This window comes from Mycoavidus sp. SF9855 (genome assembly GCF_024582735.1).
GTDB lineage: Bacteria > Pseudomonadota > Gammaproteobacteria > Burkholderiales > Burkholderiaceae > Mycoavidus.
Genome location: NZ_CP102085.1, coordinates 898507 through 923827 on the forward strand (window position 1 = coordinate 898507; position 25321 = coordinate 923827).

The 25321-nt window shown below is 56.1% G+C and carries 1 protein-coding gene (cut by a window edge); it reads left to right on the forward strand.

The genetic code is table 11. The features are described from left to right. Positions 1-25321 carry the 5' portion of an SDR family NAD(P)-dependent oxidoreductase gene (locus tag NQD60_RS03910; protein WP_257101144.1) on the forward strand. It continues 9725 nt past the right edge of the window, so only the first 25321 of its 35046 coding nucleotides appear in the window; the start codon lies at positions 1-3; the stop codon falls past the right edge of the window.

The following is a 25321-nucleotide window of genomic DNA, read 5'->3' on the forward strand; positions in this document are numbered from 1 at the left end:
ATGCTAGATGTGATTAATGGGTTGGCTAATGGATGGGTTGCTTCTCATGTGATTAACAGCTTCGCCCGGCGAGAAATTTGGGGGGCGATGTCAGTCCGACCGATGACGCTCAAGAAGATCACATCACGTTATCGAGGCAATTCTGGGCATCTGCACGCTAGTCTGCGGCTCTTGTATGAATTGGGTTGGGTGGAGTGGGTTGAGCCGGACCGATATAGCACGGTTGCAGGTGTTGGCCTGGCACGACAGTTGTCGAGCGGTCTGGAGGAGTTGGCGCAATTACCGATGGTGCAAGCGTTAGCGACTGAACAAACCGAGCAGTCAGAATGTTTACTACGCTGGCTGGGTCGCTGTAACGCTGGATGGTCCGGAGTCGAGCCAATGGTGGTGAGTATTCTAGACGGCGCTTTGTTGGCGCCATTGCTAGCACACCTACACACATTGGGCAGTGACGTACTGGAACAAACGCAGCCAAGTGACATATCAGTGGCTGCGTTACAAGCGGTGCAAACCGTGTTCATTCAGCGTAGCTGGGGGCAAATTGAGGCGGCGGGTTTTCAGTTAACGCTGAGTGGTCGGGCGTTACTGGCGAGCAGTGGCGCTTTGGATACGGTGGTGTCCTACACACCGCTGCTTCGTCATATTGATGATATATTGTTCGGTGACGCTCAGGCCATCTTTGGCCAGAATGAGCAGGGACATGAATGGCATGTCGACCGTACGGTAAATGCTATTGCTAGTGGCGTGCAACATCAAAGTCACTTTGCTGAGCTTGACACGCTCATTCTACGCATCTTCGATCAAACCCCTTTAGCCGCACAACCCCGTTACATCGCGGATATGGGATGTGGTGATGGGAGTTTACTGCACCGAATCTATCAGCTTATCAAAATGCGTTCAGCACGGGGGCGGGCGCTGATGGAATTTCCACTCACGCTGATCGGAGCAGACGACAACACGTTATCACTCGATGCCACAAGAAAAACGTTAACCGGGTTGCCACACTTACTGGTTCAGGGGAATATTAGCGACCCGCAACAATTAATCGCTGATTTAGCCGCTGCGGGCATTGAAGATCCAGAAAACATTTTGCATGTGCGGGCGTTTTTAGACCATGAGCGCCCGTTCCTGTCGATTGAAGACAAGAGAGCGGCTCGGCGGCGAGAGGGTTTGAATTACACTGGCGTATACATAGCGCGCGATGGCAGCGAAATTAAACCTGCCCACGCAGTACAGGGATTGGTTGAGCATCTGCGCCGCTGGTGCCGGGTAGTTTCCCGCTTTGGCCTGCTCTCACTAGAGGTGCATTGTCTGCGGCCGAATACCGTTAAGTGCCTGGGGAATACGACAGAAAGCGCTCATTTTGATGTTTTTAAAGCGTTTTCTGGTCAGCAACTGGTGGAGGCTTCGGTTTTTTTAATGGCCGCCGCTGAAGTTGGCCTCTTTCCTGAGCCGGGCCTGTCACGCACTTTTCCCCAGGGGCAGAACTTTACTCGCCTCTCTTTACATCGTTTAATCCCCCAGCCTTATACGATTCGTCATCCAGTACGAGCCGATCTATCTCGCCTCAAGCACCTTAACCGGATGTGCGAGCCAAGCGCCATGCGTATCTCCACCGCGGAAATAAAGCGGCGCGTGTGTGATGTTCCGCAGCAGCAAATGGTGCTGGAGTTTGCCGGACAGATTGCGGCTGTGTTGTATACGCAGCGCATTAATTCTGTCGAAGCACTGCGCAGCATAGACTATGCCGAAGTCGGGCGCTTATGCCAAGCAGAAGGCCGCTATGTACAGCTGTTAGGATTATTTGTTGCACCCGAGATGCATGGACGAGGGTTCAGTGATGCGCTGCTTGACTTGATGCTGGTCTATGGCTCGCAGCTTGACGGTGTAGAGGCTATCGTGGGCGTTACGCGCTGCGCTCATTATAGTCAGTATCAGGCGGAGTACAGCCTCGATCAGTATATTGAGTTACGCGACGAACAGGGCCAATTGATTGATCCGATGTTGCATTTCCATGCTTCGCATGGGGCGGTAATACGCGAGGTACTACCCGGGTTCAGGCCGGGAGACACAGAGAACGAAGGGGCTGGGGTTTTAATTGAATATCGCTTGCGCTCTGAGCAGAAGACGGTCGTCGAAACCGCAGGTCCACAAGCGGTATCGACTGATACTACGCGAGCTGTCAATCAGGTTGAGCCGATCGTGCGCAGCGCTGTGATAGAGGTATTGGGCAGTCAACGGGCGCCAGCCTATGATCCCCAGGCGCCGCTGATGGAGATGGGGCTCAGTTCACTGGAGTTGCTTGAATTAAGAAGGCGGTTGAGTACTCGCCTGGGAGAGTCGTTACCCTCGACGTTTTTCTTTAGCTATGGAACGCCTGAGGCGATCATTGGGTACTTTATGGCCCAGGCCGCCGTTCAGTCAGTGCTGCAGACAACCGTTCAATCAATGCCGCAAACATCCGCGACTCCAGAGCCGCAGGCAAGCACAGTCCCAGCACGTGGGGCATATGCTTCAGCGAGTGATGGCCTACGGCAGGAGTCCACCCACCAGGACCAAGCTGTCGCGATCATTGGTGTAGCTTGCCGCCTGCCGGATAGAGTGAACACTCCAGCACAGTTCTGGCAAGAATTGCTGGCAGCGCGTGATGGGGTGGGGGCGTTACCCGCCCACCGGCAGGTGCTGTGGGGGAGCCAAGCGGAGCCATGTCGTTGGCAGGCAGGCTTTCTGGCCGAGGTAGAGTGCTTCGATGCGGGTTTCTTTCGTATTTCGCCACGTGAGGCGAAATTATTGGATCCACAGCAACGTTTGTTGTTAGAGGTGGCTTGGGAAGCACTGGAATCTGCTGCGATCGCGCCAGCCATGCTGCGTGGGACGCGTAGTGGAGTCTTCGTAGGCATGATGGGCAGTGACTACGAAGATGTGATTACGCGCAATGGCAGCAAGGCGGACATCAACGCCCACTTTGCCACCGGTAATGCGTGTTCGGTGGCGGCAGGTCGGTTGTCGTATTTCTTTGATTGGCAAGGTCCGGCACTCAGTATTGATACCGCCTGCAGTTCATCGCTGGTAGCCGTGCACACGGCATGTCGCAGCCTATTGGGCGGAGAGTGCAACCTGGCCTTGGCCGCTGGGGTGAATCTATTACTCGATGACAAGCGGTTTCTAGCCTACGAACAGGCCGGCATGCTCTCCCCTCAGGGGCGCTGTCGGACGTTCGATGCGTCGGCAGATGGGTATGTGCGAGGGGAAGGGTGTGCGGCGGTGGTTTTGAAGCGTTTATCTGATGCGCAGGCCGATGAGGACTCGATCATGGCAGTGATCCGGGGCAGCGCCATCAATCAAGATGGCAGCAGCAGCGGCTTAACTGCGCCGAACCAGTTGGCGCAGCAGGCAGTGATTGAAGCGGCGCTAGTTCAGGCGGGGTTAGCGCCGCATGAGATCAGCTATTTGGAGGCACATGGGACCGGGACCAAACTAGGTGATCCGATCGAGGTCATGGCCGCGGCCCAAGTACTTGGGGCCGGGCGGTCAGCCAATCAGCCGCTTTTGATCGGCTCGCTCAAGAGTATGATGGGCCATCTAGAAGCGGCGGCGGGCATTGCCGGGCTGATTAAGACTGTCCTATCGATGCAGCACGGAATGATTCCAGAACAGTTGCATTTTGCCACACCGAATCCGCATATTCCTTGGCAGCGCTTGCCAGTGCAGGTCATCGCGAAAACTCAGGCTTGGCCAGTTGGGCTAAAGCGAGCGGGCATTAGTTCATTCGGCTTCAGCGGTACTAATGCGCATGTCATCGTTGAGGAGTACGTTGAGCTTCAGAGAGTGCCGACTGAGGTGAGTGGGCCCGTAGTGGTAGTGCTATCGGCCAAAAATGAAGAGCGGCTGCGGGACCAGGCGCAGCAGTTGCTGACGTATTTGGAACACCATGCTGAGACAAATCTAGCCGACTTGGCGTATACGCTACAAATGGGGCGTGAGGTGTTGGGCGTTCGTTTGGCGCTCGTGGTGAGGTCCATGAATGAGTTGAAGGAACGCTTGTTAGGTTATACGCAAGGTAAGGCGTCTCAAGAAAATATATACCAGAGTGAACTTAAGCGCAGCCAAGGAGGGCAGGTAGCACTACTTCAAGATGACGAAGGAATACAAAGAGCAATCGAAGTATGGATAGCTAGGGGCAATTTTGACAAGCTGGCGCAATTGTGGGTGCAAGGGCTGAAAGTGGAGTGGAAACAGGTATATGGCGGAGTGAAGCCGAAGCGCATCAGCCTGCCAACGTATCCTTTTGCTAAAGAGCGGCATTGGGTATCAACAGCAACAGTTCAAGATGGCCCAGAGCGTCAACTGCATCCACTGGTCCACCGGAACACGTCGTCTTTACGCCAACAATGTTTTAGTACGACGCTGACGGGCGAGGAGTTTTTCCTGTGTGATCACGTGGTGCAAGGCGAACGGATCGTGCCGGGGGTAGCGCAACTGGAGTGGGCGCGTGCAGCGATGATGCTCGCTGGTGAGGACGAGGCAGGCGCCGCCGAGTCATCGGTTTTATTGCAGGAGGTCACCTGGTTGCGGAGGTTAGGGGTACGGAAGCCACAAGAGGTGCATGTTGGTCTGGCGGAAGAGGAGGATGGCCGTATTCATTTCGAGATCTATAGCGGCAGCGGTGACAAGAGGGTGGTGTACAGCCAGGGTTGGGCTCAGTTGATTGAGGTCGGTGACGCGCCGCAGGTAGATCTGGCAGCAATCCGAAAACAATGTGAACGAACGTTGACAGGTGAGGCGTGTTATGAGGGGTTTGCGCAACTGGGCCTAAATTACGGTCCAAGCTTCCAGGTCCTCCACGAATTGCAGCTAGGCGATCACGTCGCGGTGGGTACCTTGCGCGTAGCAGAGGGGCTAGCTGGCTATGCGTGGGCGCCGAATATGCTAGATGGAGCGTTGCAGGCAAGCGTAGGATTGGCGCAAGGTATCGCTGATATGCCTCTGGCGCTGCCATTCGCGGTGGCGCAGGTAAGGCAATGGGGCGAATTGCCCACGTCGGCGTGGGTGATGGTGCGCGCGAATGCGGGTGACCATACGGCCGTGCGTAAGTTCGACGTTGACATTGTCGATGCGAATGGACGGGTGGCGCTACGTTTAAGTGGTTTGAGTACACGACCCCTGCATGAGGCCGCCGAGCGGGCGATAGCTGCACTACCTCAAACAGTTCTATGGGTGCCGCACTGGACGGCGCAAGTCACCGCACAACCCTCAACCGTGCCGGCTTATGGGAGGCAAGGAATCTTATTGTGTGAGGTGGACCAAGGCAATCCGGAGAAGATAGCTGAACTTGCTGCTGCGCTGCCTGCAGCACAGTGCACTAGGTTAACCGGAAATGGCACGCTAGCGCAGCGCTATACGGCTTATGCGGTGCAATTACTGGAATGGATACAAAAAGAGGTTGCCGCCTATCCAGGCAAGGCGCTATTGCTACAACTGGTCGTGCCCAGCGAAGGCGAAGGCACGGTATTACAAGGTCTGGGCGGCTTATTGCGTAGTGCGCAGCAAGAATACCCGCTGTTGACGTGCCAGGTGGTGGCGGTGGAGGCGGGGATATCGATACCAGTATTGGCGCAACAGCTAGGAATTGAGGCGGCCTCCCCTGCGCCGATGGTACGTTATGTAGAAGGGCAGCGAGAGATTTTGGACTTTGCACCATGTGAAGGTGAAGAGACCCCGCTGCCCTGGCGTGACGAAGGCGTCTATCTGATTACTGGCGGTTTGGGTGGACTGGGACAAGTGTTCGCGCGGGCGATAGCGCAGCAGGTATGCCGTCCGGTACTGGTATTGACTGGGCGCAGCGCGTTGAAGCCGGCGCAGGAGCGTGAGTTGCAAAAGTTGCAGGCGCTGGGCGCACGCGTTGCGTACCGGGCAGTGGACGTGAGCGATGCTGTGGCAGTGGCCGCCCTAGTGGCGGAAATTGTGGCGCAGTATGGGCAACTGAATGGTGTAATCCATAGCGCTGGGGTGTTGCACGATGGCTTGCTGGCACAAAAGACCGGCGAGACCGTGCGACAGGTACTGGCACCGAAGGTGGCGGGTCTGATGGCTTTGGATGGGGCGACGCGAGAAGTGGCACTGGACTGGCTGGTGCTGTGTTCGTCGGTGATGGGGATATGGGGTAACGTAGGGCAGACAGATTATGCGGCAGGCAATGGTTTTATGGATGCCTATGCACAGTATCGGGCAGGTTTGGTAGAGCAGGGGCAACGCTGGGGTCGTACCGTATCGGTGAGTTGGCCGTTGTGGGCCGAAGGGGGGATGCAGATGGATGCGGCTACCCAAGAGCGATTGCAAAGGGAGACCGGGCTAGCGCCGTTGCCGAGTGCTGCTGGTGTGACGGCCTTATGCCAAGCACTGGCGCAGAATGTGGCGCATGTGGTAGTGGCGTACGGTGCTGCAGCTCGAGTACGGCAACACCTGCGGGTTGCTTTTGAAGTACCGGTATCGCCAACTGCACAGGGGAGGCTGGACACTGAGTTGAGCGAGGTGACAGCGGACGAATTGCAGTTGCGGGTAGAGCACATATTGACAGGATTGATTTCGGCGCAGCTAAAAATTGCGTACGAGGAACTGGAGCGGGATACGCCACTAAGCGAATTTGGTTTTGATTCGATCACCCTGACGGAGTTGGGCAACGCATTGCACGAGAAGTACGGTTTGGCCCTGAGTCCAACGATATTCTACGAATATCCAACGATTGCAGCGCTGGCGGATTATCTAGCGAGGGAATACCAAGCAATGTTTGCGCCCCCGCTTACGGCATCGGTAGCAGTACAAATTCCTCCAGATGGTGGAGCTGATCCGTCACCATTGCTTCCTATTTCTCGGCGTCGGCAGAGACGCATTGCGCTGAGGGATGATGTAACTGAGAGCGATGCGCTCAAAAATGAGCCGATCGCCGTAATTGGCATGAGTGGCTGTTTCCCGCAAGCTGAGGATATCGATACATTGTGGGCAAACCTGTTGGCAGAGCGAGATAGCATCGGAGAATTGCCAGACAGCCGCTGGGACCATGGGGCGGCGCCGTCAATTTGCTATGCAGGGGTGATCGAGAATATAGAAGAATTTGACCCACTATTTTTTGGCATTTCGCCGCGCGAGGCGCAAGCGATGGATCCGCAGCAGCGGCTGTTGATGCTGTATGTGTACCGAGTGATTGAAGACGCTGGCTACTCGGTGCACAGTCTGTCGGGTAGTGATACGGCGCTTTTGGTGGGAACTGCCGGCACGGGTTATAAAGCTCTGCGGGCGCAGGCGGGCGAGACAGTGGCGGGGTACAGTGAGCCAGGAGTATGGGTGTCGATGGGACCGAACCGGATGAGCTACTGGCTCAATTGGCATGGGCCGAGTGAACCGATCGATACGGCATGCTCGAGCTCGCTGGTCGCGGTGCACCGAGCATTAGAACTGCTGCGCAGCGGTCAGTGCACCCAGGCAGTGGTGGGCGGGGTCAATACGCTGCTGTCGATGGAAACGCACGAGAGTTTTACCCAGGCGGGCATGTTAAGCGCGAATGGACGCTGCAAGACTTTCTCAGCACAAGCTGATGGCTATGTGCGTGGGGAAGGCGTGGGCATGCTGTTCCTTAAGCCGCTGTCGGCGGCCGAACGTGACGGCGATCATATTTACGGCTTGATTAAAGGTAGCGCGACCAACCATGGTGGGCGAGCGAATTCGCTGACAGCGCCAAACCCGCGTGCCCAAGCCGATCTGATCAAGACTGCGCTGCGACGAGCGGGAGTGGGACCGGGAACGATTAGCTATATCGAGGCGCATGGCACTGGCACCGAATTAGGGGACCCAGTTGAGGTACAAGGTCTCAAGAGCGCATTCTCAGAGTTGGCTACTGGCTTGCCAATAGGGTATTGTGGCTTAGGTTCGGCGAAGAGCAATATCGGGCATTTGGAATTGGCTGCCGGTGTGGCGGGCCTGATCAAGGTGCTACTGCAGCTACAACATCAGACTTTGGTGAAGAGCTTGCATTGCGAAGAACTGAATCCACTGCTTGCTCTGGAGGACAGTCCGTTCTATGTGGTGCAGCACACGCGTGCGTGGGACACCTTACGAGATCAGCAAGGGCAGGAATTACCACGCCGCGCTGGGGTCAGTTCGTTTGGCTTTGGTGGGGTTAATGCGCATGTTATTGTTGAGGAATATGTCGAGCCACCGAGGATGCCGACGGTTTTAAGTGGGCCCGTAATAGTGGTTCTATCGGCCAAAAACGAGGCGCAGTTGCACGACCAGGTGCAGCAGTTACTGGCGTACCTGGAGCGTCAGGCTGATGTGAATCTGCCCAACCTAGCGTATACGCTGCAGGTGGGACGCGAGGCACTGGGATTTCGATTAGCGCTGGTGACGAGGTCTATCAGTGCGCTGAAGGAGCAACTATCAAGCTATGCGCGCGGTGAGATGGCTCAAGAAGATATGTTTTACGGTGAGGTGAAACGTGAGCAAGGCGCTTTAGCGATGTTCCGTGCCGATGAAGAATTGGGAGAGGCGATTGGCAAATGGATTGTCCGTGGCAAGGTAGGTAAGTTGGCGCAGTTGTGGGTGCAGGGACTAGAGATAGAGTGGGGACAGTTATACGGTCAAACGAAGCCACGGCGAATCAGTTTACCGACCTACCCGTTTGCTAAGGAACGATATTGGATCACGCAAACGGTAGTGCAAGGTGGATCAGAACGCCAGTTGCATCCGCTGGTACACCGTAACACGTCGGATTTGAGTGAACAGCGCTTTAGTACGACACTCACGGGCGAGGAATTTTTCCTGCGCGATCACGTGGTGCAAGGCGAACGGATCGTGCCGGGGGCGGCACAACTGGAGTGGGCGCGTGCAGCGGTGGCGTTAGCCAGTGGTGGTGAGGTAGGGCAGGCAGTGGTGCTGGAGGAAGTGACGTGGTTACGTCCTCTGATAGTCGCACAGCCGCAGGAAGTGCATATTGGTCTAGAGAGGCAAGAAGACGGCCGTATTCATTTCGAGATTTACAGAGGTAGTGGGGATGAAGCGGTGGCGTATAGCCAGGGTTGGGCTCAGTTCACCGAGGTGGGTGAGGCGCCATGGGTGGATTTGGGGGCACTGCGGGAACGCTGCGAGCAGACGCTGACGAGCGAGGCGTGTTATGCGCGCTTTGCGCAACTGGGATTAAGCTACGGTTCGAGTTTCCAGGTTCTGAATGAATTGCATTTAGGCAATAACGTCGCGGTGGGCACCTTGCGCTTGGTCGCAGAAATGCCAGCCGGATATACGTGGGCGCCGAGTGTGCTAGACGGCGCGCTGCAAGCAAGCGTGGGGCTGGCGCAAGGTACGACCGATGTGACTCTGGCGCTGCCATTCGCGGTGGCGCAGGTGAGGCAATGGGGCGAGATGCCAGTGCCGGCATGGGTGGTAGTACGCCCGAGTGCGGGCGACAGCGCAGCAATCCGAAAGCTGGATGTGGACATCGTCGATACCAACGGGCTGGTGGCGTTGCGCCTAAGTGGCTTCAGTACTCGCCCCATGTGTGAGACAGCTGAACAGGCGGCAGCTGCACCTCAAGCTGTCCTGTTAGCGCCGCAATGGACGGTACAAGCCACCATCGCACAACCCATGGCATTACCGGCGTATGGGGCGCACGGAATTCTGTTATGCGAGATGGGCGAAGATGATTCAAAGACAGTAACTGAACTTGCCGCCACTGTGCCTGCAGCGCAGTGCGTGCGATTGACGACAACGGGCACGCTAGCGCAGCGCTATACAGCCTATGCAGTGCAATTGCTGGAATGGATACAAAAAGAGGTCGTCGCCCATCCAGGCGAAGTACTGTTACTCCAACTGGTCGTGCTTAGCGAAGGTGAAGGGGCGGTGCTGCAAGGTCTGGGTGGCTTATTGCGTAGCGCGCAGCAAGAATACCCGCTGTTGGTGTGCCAAGTGGTGGCGGTGGAAGCGAAGGTATCGATGCCAGTATTGGCGCAACGATTGCAAACTGAAGCGGTGTCGCCAACGCCGGTGGTGCGCTATGTAGAAGGGCAACGAGAGATTTTGGACTTTGCACCATGTGAAGGTGAAGAGACCCTGCTGCCCTGGCGTGACGAAGGCGTTTATCTGATTACTGGCGGTTTGGGTGGATTGGGACAAGTGTTCGCGCGGGCGATAGCGCAGCAGGTACGCCGTCCGGTACTGGTATTGACTGGGCGCAGCGCGTTGAAGCCGGCGCAGGAGCGTGAGTTGCAAAAGTTGCAGGCGCTGGGCGCACGCGTTACGTACCGGGTAGTGGACGTGAGCGATGCTGTGGCAGTGGCCGCCCTAGTGGCGGAAATTGTGGCGCAGTATGGGCAACTGAATGGTGTAATCCATAGCGCTGGGGTGTTGCACGATGGCTTGCTGGCACAAAAGACCGGCGAGACCGTGCGACAGGTACTGGCACCGAAGGTGGCGGGTCTGATAGCTTTGGATGGGGCGACGCGAGAAGTGGCACTGGACTGGCTGGTGCTGTGTTCGTCGGTGATGGGGATATGGGGTAACGTAGGGCAGACAGATTATGCGACAGGCAATGGTTTTATGGATGCCTATGCACAGTATCGGGCAGGTTTGGTAGAGCAGGGGCAACGCTGGGGTCGTACCGTATCGGTGAGTTGGCCGTTGTGGGCCGAAGGGGGGATGCAGATGGATGCGGCTACCCAAGAGCGATTGCAAAGGGAGACCGGGCTAGCGCCGTTGCCGAGTGCTGCTGGTGTGACGGCCTTATGCCAAGCACTGGCGCAGAATGCGGCGCATGTGGTAGTGGCGTACGGTGCTGCAGCTCGAATACGGCAACACCTGCGGGTTGCTTTTGAGGTACCGGTATCGCCAACTGCACAGGGGAGGCTGGACACTGAATTGAGCGAGGTGACAGCGGACGAATTGCAGTTGCGGGTAGAGCACATATTGACAGGATTGATTTCGGCGCAGCTAAAAATTGCGCACGAGGAACTGGAGCGGGATACGCCACTAAGCGAATTTGGTTTTGATTCGATCACCCTGACGGAGTTGGGCAACGCATTGCACGAGAAGTACGGTTTGGCCCTGAGTCCAACGATATTCTACGAATATCCAACGATTGCAGCGCTGGCGGATTATCTAGCGAGGGAATACCAAGCAATGTTTGCGCCCCCGCTTGCGGCATCGGTAGCAGTACAAATTCCTCCAGATGGTGGAACTGATCCGTCACCATTGCTTCCTATTTCTCGGCGTCGGCAGAGACGCATTGCGCTGAGGGATGATGTAACTGAGAGCGATGCGCTCAAAAATGAGCCGATCGCCGTAATTGGCATGAGTGGCTGTTTCCCGCAAGCTGAGGATATCGATACATTGTGGGCAAACCTGTTGGCAGAGCGAGATAGCATCGGAGAATTGCCAGACAGCCGCTGGGACCATGGGGTGGCGCCGTCAATTTGCTATGCAGGGGTGATCGAGAATATAGAAGAATTTGACCCACTATTTTTTGGCATTTCGCCGCGCGAGGCGCAAGCGATGGATCCGCAGCAGCGGCTGTTGATGCTGTATGTGTACCGAGTGATTGAAGACGCTGGCTACTCGATGCACAGTCTGTCGGGTAGTGATACGGCGCTTTTGGTGGGAACTGCCGGCACGGGTTATAAAGCTCTGCGGGCGCAGGCGGGCGAGACAGTGGCGGGGTACAGTGAGCCAGGAGTATGGGTGTCGATGGGACCGAACCGGATGAGCTACTGGCTCAATTGGCATGGGCCGAGCGAACCGATCGATACGGCATGCTCGAGCTCGCTGGTCGCGGTGCACCGGGCATTAGAACTGCTGCGCAGCGGTCAGTGCACCCAGGCAGTGGTGGGCGGGGTCAATACGCTGCTGTCGATGGAAACGCACGAGAGTTTTACCCAGGCGGGCATGTTAAGCGCGAATGGACGCTGCAAGACTTTCTCAGCACAAGCTGATGGCTATGTGCGTGGGGAAGGCGTGGGCATGCTGTTCCTCAAGCCGCTGTCGGCGGCCGAACGTGACGGCGATCATATTTACGGCTTGATTAAAGGTAGCGCGACCAACCATGGTGGGCGAGCGAATTCGCTGACAGCGCCAAACCCGCGTGCCCAAGCCGATCTGATCAAGACTGCGCTGCGACGAGCAGGAGTGGGACCGGGAACGATTAGCTATATCGAGGCGCATGGCACTGGCACTGAATTAGGGGACCCAGTTGAGGTACAAGGTCTCAAGAGCGCATTCTCAGAGTTGGCTACTGGCTTGCCAATAGGGTATTGTGGCTTAGGTTCGGCGAAGAGCAATATCGGGCATTTGGAATTAGCTGCCGGTGTGGCGGGCCTGATCAAGGTGCTACTGCAGCTACAACATCAGACTTTGGTGAAGAGCTTGCATTGCGAAGAACTGAATCCACTGCTTGCTCTGGAGGACAGTCCGTTCTATGTGGTGCAGCACACGCGCGCGTGGGACACCTTACGAGATCAGCAAGGGCAGGAATTACCACGCCGCGCTGGGGTCAGTTCGTTTGGCTTTGGTGGGGTTAATGCGCATGTTATTGTTGAGGAATATATTCCATCACAGCAGACGTCAACGATCTTGAGCGGCCCCGTGGCAGTGGTTCTGTCAGCTAGAAATGAGGCACAGTTGCACGACCAGGTGCGGCAGTTGCTCGCGTATTTGGAACGCCATGATGAGATGAATCTAGCCGACTTGGCTTATACGCTCCAAGTAGGACGCGAAGCGCTGGGGGTGAGATTGGCGTTGGTGGTGCGCACGGTCGATGGTTTGAAAGAGCGGCTGTTATGTTATGCGCGTGGCGAAGCGGCTCAAGAAGATACGTTCCACGGTGAAGTGAGACGCGAGCAAGGCGCCTTGGTGATATTCCGAGCTGATGAAGAATTGCAAGAAGCGATCGGCAAATGGATTGTCCGTGGCAAGGTAGGCAAGTTGGCGCAGTTGTGGGTGCAGGGGCTCGAAGTAGAGTGGAGGCAATTATACGGTCAAATGAAGCCAAAGCGGATCAGTCTTCCGACTTATCCGTTTGCCGAAGAGCGGTATTGGGTCCCGCAAACGGTAGTGCAAGGTGGATCAGAACGCCAGTTGCATCCGCTCGTACACCGGAACACATCATCTTTAAGCCAGCAGCGCTTCAGTACGATGCTCACGGGCGAGGAATTCTTTCTGCGCGATCATGTAGTGCAAGGTGAGCGGGTTGTGCCTGGGGTAGCGCAACTGGAGTGGGCGCGTGCGGCGGTAGCGCTGGCTAGCGATGACGAATGCCGTGCAGAGGGGTTATCGGTATGGTTGCAGGAGGTGACATGGTTACGCCCGCTGGTGGTGACACAGCCGCGGGAAGTGCATATTGGCCTTGTGATGGAAGAAGAGGGTCGTATTAGTTTTGAGATTTACAGTGGTAGTGGGGATGAGGCCGTAGTGTACAGCCAAGGTTGGGCTCAACTCACCGAGGTAGATGAAGCGCCGCGAGTGGATTTGGCGGCGCTGCAGGAACGCTGTGAGCAGAGGTTGACGGGCGAGGCGTGTTATGCACGGTTTGCACAACAGGGGTTAAGTTACGGTCCGAGCTTCCGGATTCTAAAAGAATTGGGGGTAGGCCATAACCTCGCGGTGGGCGCCTTGAGTCTGGCGGCAGAGGCGCCAGCCGGATATGCGTGGTTGCCGAATGTGTTAGACGGGGCGCTGCAGGCGAGCTTGGGGTTGGCACAAGACTTGAACGGCGCGGCCTTAGCACTGCCGTTCGCGGTAGAGCAGGTGAAGCAATGGGGCGAAATGCCAATGCCGGCGTGGGTGGTAGTGCGCCCGGGTGGGGGTGACGGTACGGCAATCCGCAAGCTCGATGTCGATATTGTCGCTGCCGGTGGGCAAGTGGCGTTGCGTCTAAGCGGCTTCAGTACACGATCCATGCGTGAGGTAGCCGATTATTTGGCAGCTGCGCCTCAGAGCGTTCTGTTGGTGCCACACTGGACGGCGCAAGCCCTCACACAACCAACGGCAGTGCAGGCTTATAGATTGCAAGGAGTCTTATTGTGTGAGGTGAGCGAGGATAGTCCGGAGAGGATAGCCGAACTTGCCACTGCAATGCCGCTAGCACAGTGCGTGTGGTTGATAGGAAAAGGCACGTTAGCACAGCGCTATACGGGCTATGCGGTGCAATTGCTGGAATGGGTACAGAAAGAGGTGGCGGCTCATCCGGGCGAGACGCTGTTGCTGCAACTGGTTGTTCCTAGCGAAGGCGAAGGCGCGGTACTGCAAGGGCTGGGTGGTTTATTACGTAGCGCGCAGCAAGAATACCCGATGTTGGCGAGCCAGGTAGTGGCGTTAGAAACGGGGCTATCGTTGCCGGTATTGGCGCAACGATTGCGAACTGAAGGGCTATCGCCCACGCCGATGGTGCGCTATGTCGAAGGGCAACGAGAGGTGTTGAGCTTTGTACGATTGGAAAGCGAAGAGACGATGCTGCCTTGGCGTGACGAGGGTGTTTACCTAATCACAGGAGGGCTGGGCGGACTGGGACAAGTGTTCGCGCGGGCGATAGCATATCAGGTCCGCCAGCCGGTGCTGGTACTGATCGGGCGGAGCGCGTTGCAGCCGGCGCAGGAGCGTGTGTTGCAGGAGTTACAGGCAATCGGTGCGCGGGTTGCGTACCGAACTGTGGATGTGAGCGATGCGGTGGCAGTAGCCGCCTTAGTAGCAGAAATTATGGCGCAGTACGGTCAACTGAATGGTGTGATCCATAGCGCTGGGGTATTGCATGACGGCCTGCTGGCGCAGAAGACCGGCGCAAGCATGCAGCAGGCGTTGGCGCCAAAAGTGGCGGGCCTAGTGGCCTTGGATGAGGTGACGCGAGAGGTGGCGTTGGACTGGTTGGTGTTGTGCTCGTCGGTGGCTGGCGTATTGGGCAATGCGGGACAGACGGACTACGCGGCGGGCAATGGTTTTCTGGATAGCTATGCGCAGTACCGGTCGGGCCTAGTGGCGCAGGGTCAACGTCAAGGCCGTACCGTATCGGTCAGTTGGCCATTGTGGGCCGAAGGGGGGATGCAGTTAGATGCAGCCACCCAGGAACGCCTGCGCAGGGAGATAGGACTTGAGTTGCTACCAAGCGCTGTCGGTTTGACGACGCTATGCCAAGCACTGGCGCAGAACGCAGCGCATGTGGTAGTGAAGTATGGCGCTGTAGCTCGTATACTACATCACCTGCGAGTTGTTTTTGACGCACCGATATCGCCTGTTGCAGAAGAAATTCTAGACACTGAGTTGAGCGCAGCTGCAACGAGCGAATTGCAGACGCAAATAGAGCATGCGTTGACAGGGTTGATCTCGATGCAGTTAAAAATTTTGCGAGAGGAATTGGAACGTGATACGCCGTTGAGTGAATTTGGTTTTGATTCTATCACTCTGACGGAGTTCGGCAACCTATTGCACCAGAAGTACAGTTTGGCCTTGAGTCCAACTATATTCTTTGAGTATTCGACGATTGCGGCGCTGGCGGGCTATCTGGCGCGGGAACATCAAGCGCTGCTCGCACCGGCTTTTGCGGCCACGGTGACGGTGCAAAGTACTCCAAATAGCGATGCTGTTGCTCCATCGTTTTCTCCGACTCCTCGGCTTAGGCGAGGACGTGTTGCAGTGGCGACGCTGAGGGGCGATGTGAGTAAGAACGATATGTTCAAGAGTGAGCCGATTGCGGTGATCGGCATGAGCGGATGTTTCCCACAAGCTGAGGATATCGATGCCTTGTGGACAAACCTGCTGGCTGAGCGGGACAGCATTGGGGTGTTGCCGGCCAGTCGCTGGGACCGTGGCTTGGCACCGGCGGTGTGTCATGCGGGGGTGATCGAGAGTATAGATGAATTTGATCCGCTATTTTTTAGCATTTCGCCGCGCGAAGCGCAAGCGATGGATCCGCAGCAGCGGCTGCTGATGCTATATGTGTACCGGGTAATCGAGGACGCAGGCTATTCGGTGCAGAGCCTCTCGGGTAGCGCGACGGCGCTGCTAGTGGGAACCGCCGCCGGTACTGGCTATGGGAACTTGCTGGTGCAAGCGGGCGAGACGGTAGCAGGGTACAGCGCAGCGGGGCTAGCGGGGTCGATAGGACCAAACCGGATGAGCTACTGGTTAAATTGGCATGGGCCGAGTGAACCAATCGATACAGCGTGCTCGAGTTCGTTGGTGGCAGTGCACCGGGCGCTAGAGTTGTTGCGTAGCGGGCAGTGTGCTCAGGCGGTGGTGGGTGGGGTTAACACGCTGTTGTCGATGGAGATGCACGAGAGTTTTACTCAGGCGGGCATGCTGAGCCTGGATGGACGCTGCAAGACCTTTTCGGCCCAGGCCAATGGCTATGTGCGCGGTGAGGGAGTAGGCATGGTCTTCCTCAAGCCGCTGGCGGCGGCCGAGCGGGATAGAGATCATATTTACGGCCTGATCAAGGGCAGTGCGACCAACCATGGCGGACGAGCGAATTCGCTGACGGCGCCGAATCCACGAGCGCAAGCTAATCTGATCAAAGCTGCGCTGCAACAAGCGGAGGTGGAGCCGGAGACCATAGGCTATATTGAGGCGCACGGCACAGGCACCGAATTAGGGGACCCGGTTGAGGCACAGGGCCTCAAAAGCGCATTCGCAGAACTGGCTGCGGAGTTGCCGGTGGGGTATTGCGGTTTGGGCTCGGTGAAAAGCAATATTGGTCACCTGGAACTGGCCGCAGGTGTGACGGGTCTGATTAAGGTGCTGCTGCAGCTACAGCACCGGACTTTGGTGAAGAGCTTGCATTGCGAAGAATTGAATCCACTACTTGCTTTGGACGGCAGTCCATTCTATGTGGTGCAGCAAACGTGCGCGTGGGAAGCCTTACGAGATCGGCAAGGGCAGGTGTTGCCGCGTCGAGCTGGGGTGAGTTCATTTGGCTTTGGTGGAGTCAATGCGCATATCATTGTTGAGGAGTATGTAAGGCCGCAGAGGGTTCCGACGGTGGTGAATGGACCCGTAGTAGTAGTGCTATCGGCGAGGAATGAAGAGCAGTTGCGGGAACAAGCGCAACTGCTGCTTATGCATCTGGAGCGCCAGACTGAGGTAAACCTGGCCGACCTGGCGTATACGCTCCAGGTCGGACGCGAGGCGCTGGATGTTCGATTGGCACTGGTAACGAGGTCAATCAGTGCGCTGAAAGAGCAGCTCTCATGTTATACGCGAGATGAGGGGGCATGCGCGGATATGTACCAAGGCGAGCTTAAGCGTAGCCAGGAGATACAGACGCTACTCCGAGATGATGAAGGGATACAAAGGGCGGTCGAAGCTTGGGCCATCAATGGTAGGCTTGGTAAGCTCGCGCAGTTATGGGCACAGGGGTTTGAACTGGAATGGGGACAATTATATAGAGCGGCAAAACCGCAGCGGATCAGCCTTCCGACGTATCCCTTTGCTAAGGAACGGTACTGGGTGCCGCACACAGAGGTGACAACATCTGTTGAGTTCACTGCTCAGCAAAATCGCCGGTTAATTGAGAAATCAACCATTGCTCAAACGCTGCCTGCCACCACGCTAATGTCTTTCGCAGAAACATGGCAGGTCCAAGCGCTTAAGTCGTTAACCATTCAAACTCCCCAACTCTTGGTATGTCTGCTATCTAATCCAAGGCACCAGGAAATAGCGGCGAAGGTGTTTGCGCAGCGAGCACCTCAAACCAAGCTTGTATTTGTGGCACAAGGAGAGGAAGGACTCGCTGCTGCCGTAGAAGCCCAATGCTACTGTATCTCATCGCAAGCACCTGCTGAATCCTACGCCACATTGCTGCGCCAGATTCAGGCTAGCCATGGGGCAGTAGATGCAGTGCTTTACTTATGGCCTTTGGAGACGTCTGAACTCATCGAAGATGTGACCCCGATGGTGCATTTGCTACAAGCAATCGGGCATAGCGCATTGCCTTGTCGCGAGGTACTGTTAGCTGGGTACAGTGCAGACGACTTGGCGCTCGCTTACTTAGAATCGTGGATCGGTATCGAGCGTTCGCTTGGTTTGATTATGCCTAACACCCGCATCACAGTGGTCATCGAAAAAGCACTGAAGCTCAATATGGTCGCTTGGACCGAACGCCTATTGACCGAATTGGCGAGCGCCTCGATGCAAAGCGCGTTGTACTGCGCTGGACAACGTTATGTTTGCCATATTGATCCCCTGGAAATGAATTCAGACGCAATACCACTCCGGCAGGGTGGGACTTACTGGATTATTGGTGGCTGTGGCGGACTCGGCGCAGCCCTAGCAAAACATCTTGCCGGCACATACGGTGCTAACCTTGTGCTCAGTGGGCGAGGATCACTCGATGATAGTAAGCGGCAGCAACTCCAGAAACTAGAAACGCTGCGCGCCCAGGTGTTATACCAACAGGCTGATGTAACGGATGCTGTTGCTTTGCGCGCAGTTCTGATTCAGGCTCATAAACGGTTCGGGCGGATTGACGGTGTCATCCATGCGGCAGGCATTAGTGAAAGGCACAGTCTTTTGGAGCAAGATATCGTCCAATTTCGCCAGGAACTCACGCCCAAAATCCAAGGTACGCTAGTACTCGACACCGTGCTGCAGGATCAGCCGCTAGATTTTCTGTGCTATTTCTCTTCCTCCTCAGCAATTCTTGGTGACTTCGGAGCGTGTAGCTATGCGATGGGCAACCGCTTTCTGATGGCCTATGCGCGGGCTCGACAAATGCGGGTCGAGCGCGGTGCGGCGATGGGTAAGACGCTGGCGATCGGCTGGCCGCTATGGCGTGATGGTGGGATGCAGGTGGGCGATGCACAACAGACAAAGTTGTATCTAGCATCGAGTGGGCAGCGGGTGTTGGAGATGAGTGAGGGGTGTGAGCTGTTTGGGCGGCTACTGGGCCAATCGGCAGGCCAGCCGTTAATTATAGCGGGCCATCCCGAGCGAGTCCAGCGCTTGCTGGCCCGGGTCTCGGCAGGGGACAGCGGTGCCTTAGCGCATCCTGAGGGCGCTGCTCAGGGTCAGGGTTATCGCTTGGAACTCAAAGGCTTGAGTCTATTGCAGTGTGTGGCGTGGGATTTAACGGAACATTCACATCAGTTGCTCAGAGTGCCGCGCAATGTACTTGAACTGGATACGAATCTGGCAGAATTCGGTTTTGATTCGATTGGGCTCAAAGAGTTTGCACAGCGTTTGAGCGTGCATTACGGATTGGCGCTCTCTCCCTCACTGTTCTTTAGCTATGCGAGTCTGGGACAATTAGCCGAGTATCTGCTAACGACGTATAGGCCTGAATTGGAAAAATTTTACCAGACGGGTGTTGTAGCCGTGCCGGACACGATCATGCCGAGCAGAGCACTCCCTCAAATGTTACGCTCAACGTTATCTGATTTAGCCAGTGCCGTAGGTACGGCTGAGCCCATTGCACTGATTGGTATGAGTGGGCGTTTTCCAAGCGCGCGCACGGTCGATGAACTCTGGCAAATTCTGCGGGATGGTCAAGAGGTTGTGCGGGAAATTCCAGTGGATCGCTTTGATTGGCGGCAATGCTACGGCGATCCGAAGCAAGGGCCGGACAAGACCCCAGGTAAATGGTTAGGTGCCATGCCAGGCGTAGATGAATTCGATCCCCTGTTTTTTGAGATTTCGCCGCGCGAGGCTGAAATGATGGATCCGCGCCAGCGTTTACTGCTACAAGAGGCATGGCGAGCACTAGAAGACGCAGGCTACGGTAATACTCATCTGCAGCAGCACACAATCGGGATGTTCGTGGGCGTGGAGCAGGGTGATTACCAGTTGCTGGCCAGGCAACAGGCTACGGGTACGTCAAACCACGACGGAATTCTGGCCGCCCGCTTGGCTTATGCGCTGAATTTTCGGGGGCCGGCAATGGCGATCAATACCGCTTGCTCGTCGGGACTGGTGGCGGTACATCAAGCGTGTCAGAGCTTGCGTAGCGGCGAGTGCAGTACGGCAATTGCCGCAGGAGTGAGCCTATTACTGACGCCAAACACCCTAATTTCTATGGGACAGCTGGGCATGCTTTCGCCCCAGGGCAAGTGCTATGCGTTCGATCGACGGGCCGATGGGATGGTGCCAGGCGAGGCGGTGGTCGCTGTAGTTTTGAAGCCTGTGTCGCAAGCACAAGCCGACGGAGATCCGATCTACGCGGTGATTGCCGGCAGTGGTATCAACTATGATGGCAAGACCCAAGGTATTACGGCGCCCAGCGGCGCTGCGCAGACGCAACTATTGCAAACGGTCTACGAACGCTTCCGGATCAATCCCAGCGAGTTGGACTATATTGTGACGCACGGTACAGGTACCGCGTTAGGCGATCCGATCGAAATCAGTGCATTGGCCGACGCCTTCAAGCCATATACCCCAAAGCACGGATATTGCGCGCTAACGTCGACTAAAACCAATCTAGGACACACGTTGGCGGCCTCGGGCCTAGTTAGTCTAGTGAGTTTAGTACAGGCGATGCGTCACGAGGTGATTCCACCCAGTCTGCACTGTGCAGAGGAGAGTGATTACATCGTCTGGCAGACGAGCCCATTTTATGTCAATAAGGTAGCGAAGCCGTGGCCGGTGCGTATGGATCGGTCCAGGTTGGGGGCAGTCAGTGCATTCGGCATGAGCGGCACAAATGCGCATATAGTCGTGCAAAGCTATGAAGGTGATGACCTAGGCAGTGCGGGCGAGTCACTAGGAAAATCGTACTCTCTGCTTGCGTTATCGGCGAAGACGGCTCAGGCGCTGCGTGATCGGGTCGAGGATCTATTGGCGGTAATCAAAGCGCAATCGTGGGACGGTGCGCGTTCGCGTGCGATCAGTTATACATTGCTCACGGGACGGCAGCATTTTGCTTATCGATGTGCGATGGTGATTCAGGATCGGGAAGATGCAGTTTATATACTGCAACAAGCGCTGGGACTCGAGAAACGCGTGAATTTATTTCGTGGGCAGGTGGAGCGGGAATTTGAAGCGCAAAAGGCGTTGTTTAATTATGGCGAAGAATTACTGAAACGAGTGGCAGCGCAGCAAAACCATGATAGCGCAGTGCAAGAAGCGCTCTACGCTCTGGCTGATATGTATTGTCAAGGCTATGAGCTACCGTGGGAGCAGCTATACGGTGGGGTAAAACCGAGGCGGATCAGCCTGCCGGCGTATCCGTTTGCTAAGGAGCGATATTGGGTCCCACAAACGGTAGTGCAAGGTGGGCCAGAACGCCAACTGCATCCGCTGGTACACCGAAATACATCATCTTTGAGTCAGCAGCGTTTTAGTACGACGCTCACGGGCGAGGAATTCTTCCTACGTGATCACGTAGTGCAAGGTCAGCGGGTGGTGCCCGGAGTCGCTCAGCTAGAGTGGGCACGGGCGGCGGTGGCATTAGCTAGCTATGACGAGGTCGGTACAGCGGGATTATCAGTTTTGCTGGAGGAGGTGACGTGGTTGCGCCCACTGATAGTCGCGCAGTCGCAGGAAGTACATATCGGTCTGGATATACATGAAGACCGTCGTATTGGCTTTGAGATCTACAGCGGCAGTGGGGATGAAGTGGTCGTGTATAGCCAGGGCTTGGCTCAACTCACCGAGGCGGGTGAAGCACCGTGGATTGATCTGGAGGGGGCGCGAGAAAAATGTGAGCAGACGTTGGCAGGCAAGGCGTGTTATGCGCAGTTTGCGCAACTGGGGTTAGATTACGGCCTGAGCTTCCAGGTTCTGAATGAATTGCGGGTAGGTCATCACCTGGCAGTGGGCGCCTTGTGTATGGTGGCAGAGGCGCTCACAGGATATGTGTGGAAGCCGAATCTACTAGATGGAGCACTGCAAACGAGCTTAGGTCTGATGCAAGACGAGGCTGGCGTACTCCTGCCAGCGTTGCCGTTTGCGGTGGCGCAAGTAAGGCAATGGAGTCAATTGCCGATGCCGGCGTGGGCGGTAGTGCGTGCAGGGATCGGCGATAGCGCGTCAATGCGCAAGTTCGACATCGACATTGTCGATGCGGGTGGGCAAGTGGCGTTACGCTTAAGTGGTTTGAGTACACGGCCTCTGCATGATGCAGTCAAGCAGTTGGCAGCCCCACCTCAGACTGTCCTGTTGACGCCGCAATGGACAACACAAGCTATAGCACAACCCACGGCAATACCGGTGTATGGGATACACGGAATTCTGCTATGCGAGGTTGGCGAAGGTGATTCAAATACAGTCGTTGAACTTGCCGCTGCAGTACCAGTAGCGCAGTGTGTGCGCTTGACCGCAACGGGCCTTCTGGCGCAGCGCTATATAGCGTATGCGACGCAATTGCTGGCATGGATACAGAAAGAGGTGACAGCCCATGCGGACAAGGCGCTGTTGCTCCAACTGGTGGTTCCTAATGAAGGCGAAGGCACAGTGTTGCAGGGGCTGGGCGGGTTACTGCGTAGCGCGCAGCAGGAATACCCATTGTTGGTGTGCCAGGTGGTGGCGGTGGCAGCTGAGACATCCATACCAGTATTGGCACAACGATTGCGAGCTGAAGCGTCGTCACCAACGCCCATGGTGCGCTACTTAGAAGGTGAACGAGAGGTTTGGGACTTTGCTCGATTGGAAAGCAAAGAGACGATGCTACCGTGGCATGAAAAGGGCGTTTATCTGATTACAGGTGGTTTGGGTGGACTAGGGCAAGTGTTCGCCCGAGCGATTGCACAGGTTCGCCGTCCAGTGCTGGTCCTCACCGGGCGTGGTGCGCTAAAGCCAGCACAGGAGCATGTGCTGCAAGAGCTACAGACAATGGGTGCCCAGGTCGTGTACCGAGCGGTGGACGTGAGCGATACAGTAGCAGTGGCCGCCTTAGTGACGGAAATAGTGGCGCAGTACGGGCAATTGAATGGCGTGATCCATAGCGCTGGAGTGTTGCACGATGGCTTGTTAGCCCAGAAAACTGACGAGACCCTACGGCAGGTGTTAGCGCCGAAGGTGGCGGGTTTGATGGCCTTGGATAAGGCGACACGAGAGGTAGCGCTGGACTGGCTGGTATTGTGCTCGTCGGTGGCTGGCGTGTGGGGCAATCTGGGGCAGACGGATTATGCGGCGGGCAATGGTTTTTTAGACACATATGCGCAGTATCGAGCAGATTTAGTGGCTCAGGGGCAGCGTCAAGGCCATACCGTATCAATAAGTTGGCCGTTATGGGCTGAAGGGGGCATGGAGATAGATGAGGTTACCCAAAAGCGGCTGCGAAGGGAGACAGGGCTAGAGCCATTACCGAATGCTGCCGGTGTGGCAGCCTTATGTCAAGCACTGACACAGGACGTAGCACACGTGGTGGTGGGGTACGGTGCCGTAGCCCGCGTGTTACAACGCATACGGACTGCTTGCGCAACACCGCTGCTGGCGGCGGCAGGAGCTCTGGACACTGCTTGCTCAGCCGCAGTGGGCGAGTTGCAGTCGCAAATAGAATCTGCGTTGATGGGGTTGATCTCGGTGCAGCTAAAAATTGCGCGCGAAGAACTGGAGCCCGATGCGTCGCTGAGCGAATTTGGTTTTGATTCGATCACGCTGACGGAGTTCGGTCATGTACTGAACCAAAAGTACAGTTTGTCCCTAAGTCCAACGATATTCTTTGAATATTCGACGATTGCAGCGCTGGCGAGCTATTTGGCGAGGGAATACCAAACGGTGTTCGCGTCCACGTTTGCAGTAGAGGTGGAGATGCCAATCTGTCTAGGTAACGACGCTGCTCCTGCCCCATTTCTACCTATTTCTGGTCGTCGGCGAGGACGCGTTATAGGGGACAAGCTGGAGAACGATGAAAGGGGGCGTGATACGTTCAAGGGTGAGCCAATTGCCGTGATTGGTATGAGTGGCTCTTTTCCGCAAGCTGAGGATATCAATACCCTGTGGGCAAACCTGATGGCCGAACGGAATAGCATTGGGACGTTGCCAGCCAGCCGTTGGGAGTGTGGGGTAGCACCGTCGATTCGTCATGCAGGTGTGATTGAAAACATGGACGCATTTGATCCGCTATTTTTTGGTATTTCACCGCGCGAAGCGCAAGCGATGGATCCGCAGCAGCGGCTGCTGATGCTGTATGTGTACCGGGTGATCGAAGATGCAGGTTACTCGGTGCAAAATCTGTCGGGCAGTAATACGGCGTTGCTGGTGGGGACTGCGAGTAGCGGTTATGGGAATTTACTGGCGCAGGCGGGCGAGGCGGTGGCAGGATACAGCGCAGTGGGCTTGGTGGGGTCGATGGGACCAAACCGGATGAGCTACTGGTTAAATTGGCATGGACCGAGTGAACCGATCGATACCGCGTGCTCGAGTTCGCTGGTGGCGGTGCACAGGGCGCTGGAGTTGTTACGTAGCGGCCAATGCGCCCAAGCAGTGGTGGGCGGAGTCAACACGTTGTTGTCGATGGAGATGCATGAGAGTTTTACCCAAGCTGGTATGCTGAGCCCAGATGGACGCTGCAAGACCTTCTCAGCCCAGGCTAATGGCTATGTGCGCGCAGAGGGCGTGGGTATGGTGTTCCTCAAGCCGCTGTCAGCGGCTGAGCGAGATGGGGATCATATTTACGGTCTGATCAAAGGCAGTGCAACCAACCATGGTGGGCGAGCCAATTCACTGACGGCGCCGAACCCGCGAGCGCAAGCTGATTTAATCAAGGCTGCATTGCAACAAGCCGGGGTGGAGCCGGAGACAATTAGCTATATCGAGGCGCATGGTACCGGTACTTCATTAGGTGATCCAATCGAGGTGCAGGGCCTTAAAAGTGCGTTTTCTGAACTGGCCACAGGGTTGCCGGCAGCGTATTGCGGGTTAGGCTCAGTGAAGAGCAATATCGGTCATCTTGAGTTGGCGGCAGGAGTGGTAGGACTGATCAAGGTTCTGCTGCAGATGCAGCATCGAACCTTGGTGAAGAGCGTGCACAGTGAAGAATTGAATCCGCTGCTTGCTTTGGACGGCAGTCCATTCTATGTAGTGCAACAAACGCGTGTGTGGGAAGCCTTACGAGATCGGCAAGGGCAGATATTGCCCCGCCGGGCTGGAGTCAGTTCGTTTGGCTTTGGTGGGGTGAATGCGCATGTCATCGTTGAGGAATATGTGGCACCGCAGGAGGCACCCTCGATATTAAGTGGGCCTGTGGTGGTAGTTCTATCGGCCAGAAATGAGGAACAGCTGGGGGCGCAGGTGCAGCAGTTGTTGGCGTACCTTGGGCGTCAGGCTGAGGTAAATCTGGCTGATTTAGCGTATACGCTCCAAGTAGGACGGCAAGCGCTAGAGGCCCGATTAGCAGTGGTGACTAGGTCTATCAGTGAGC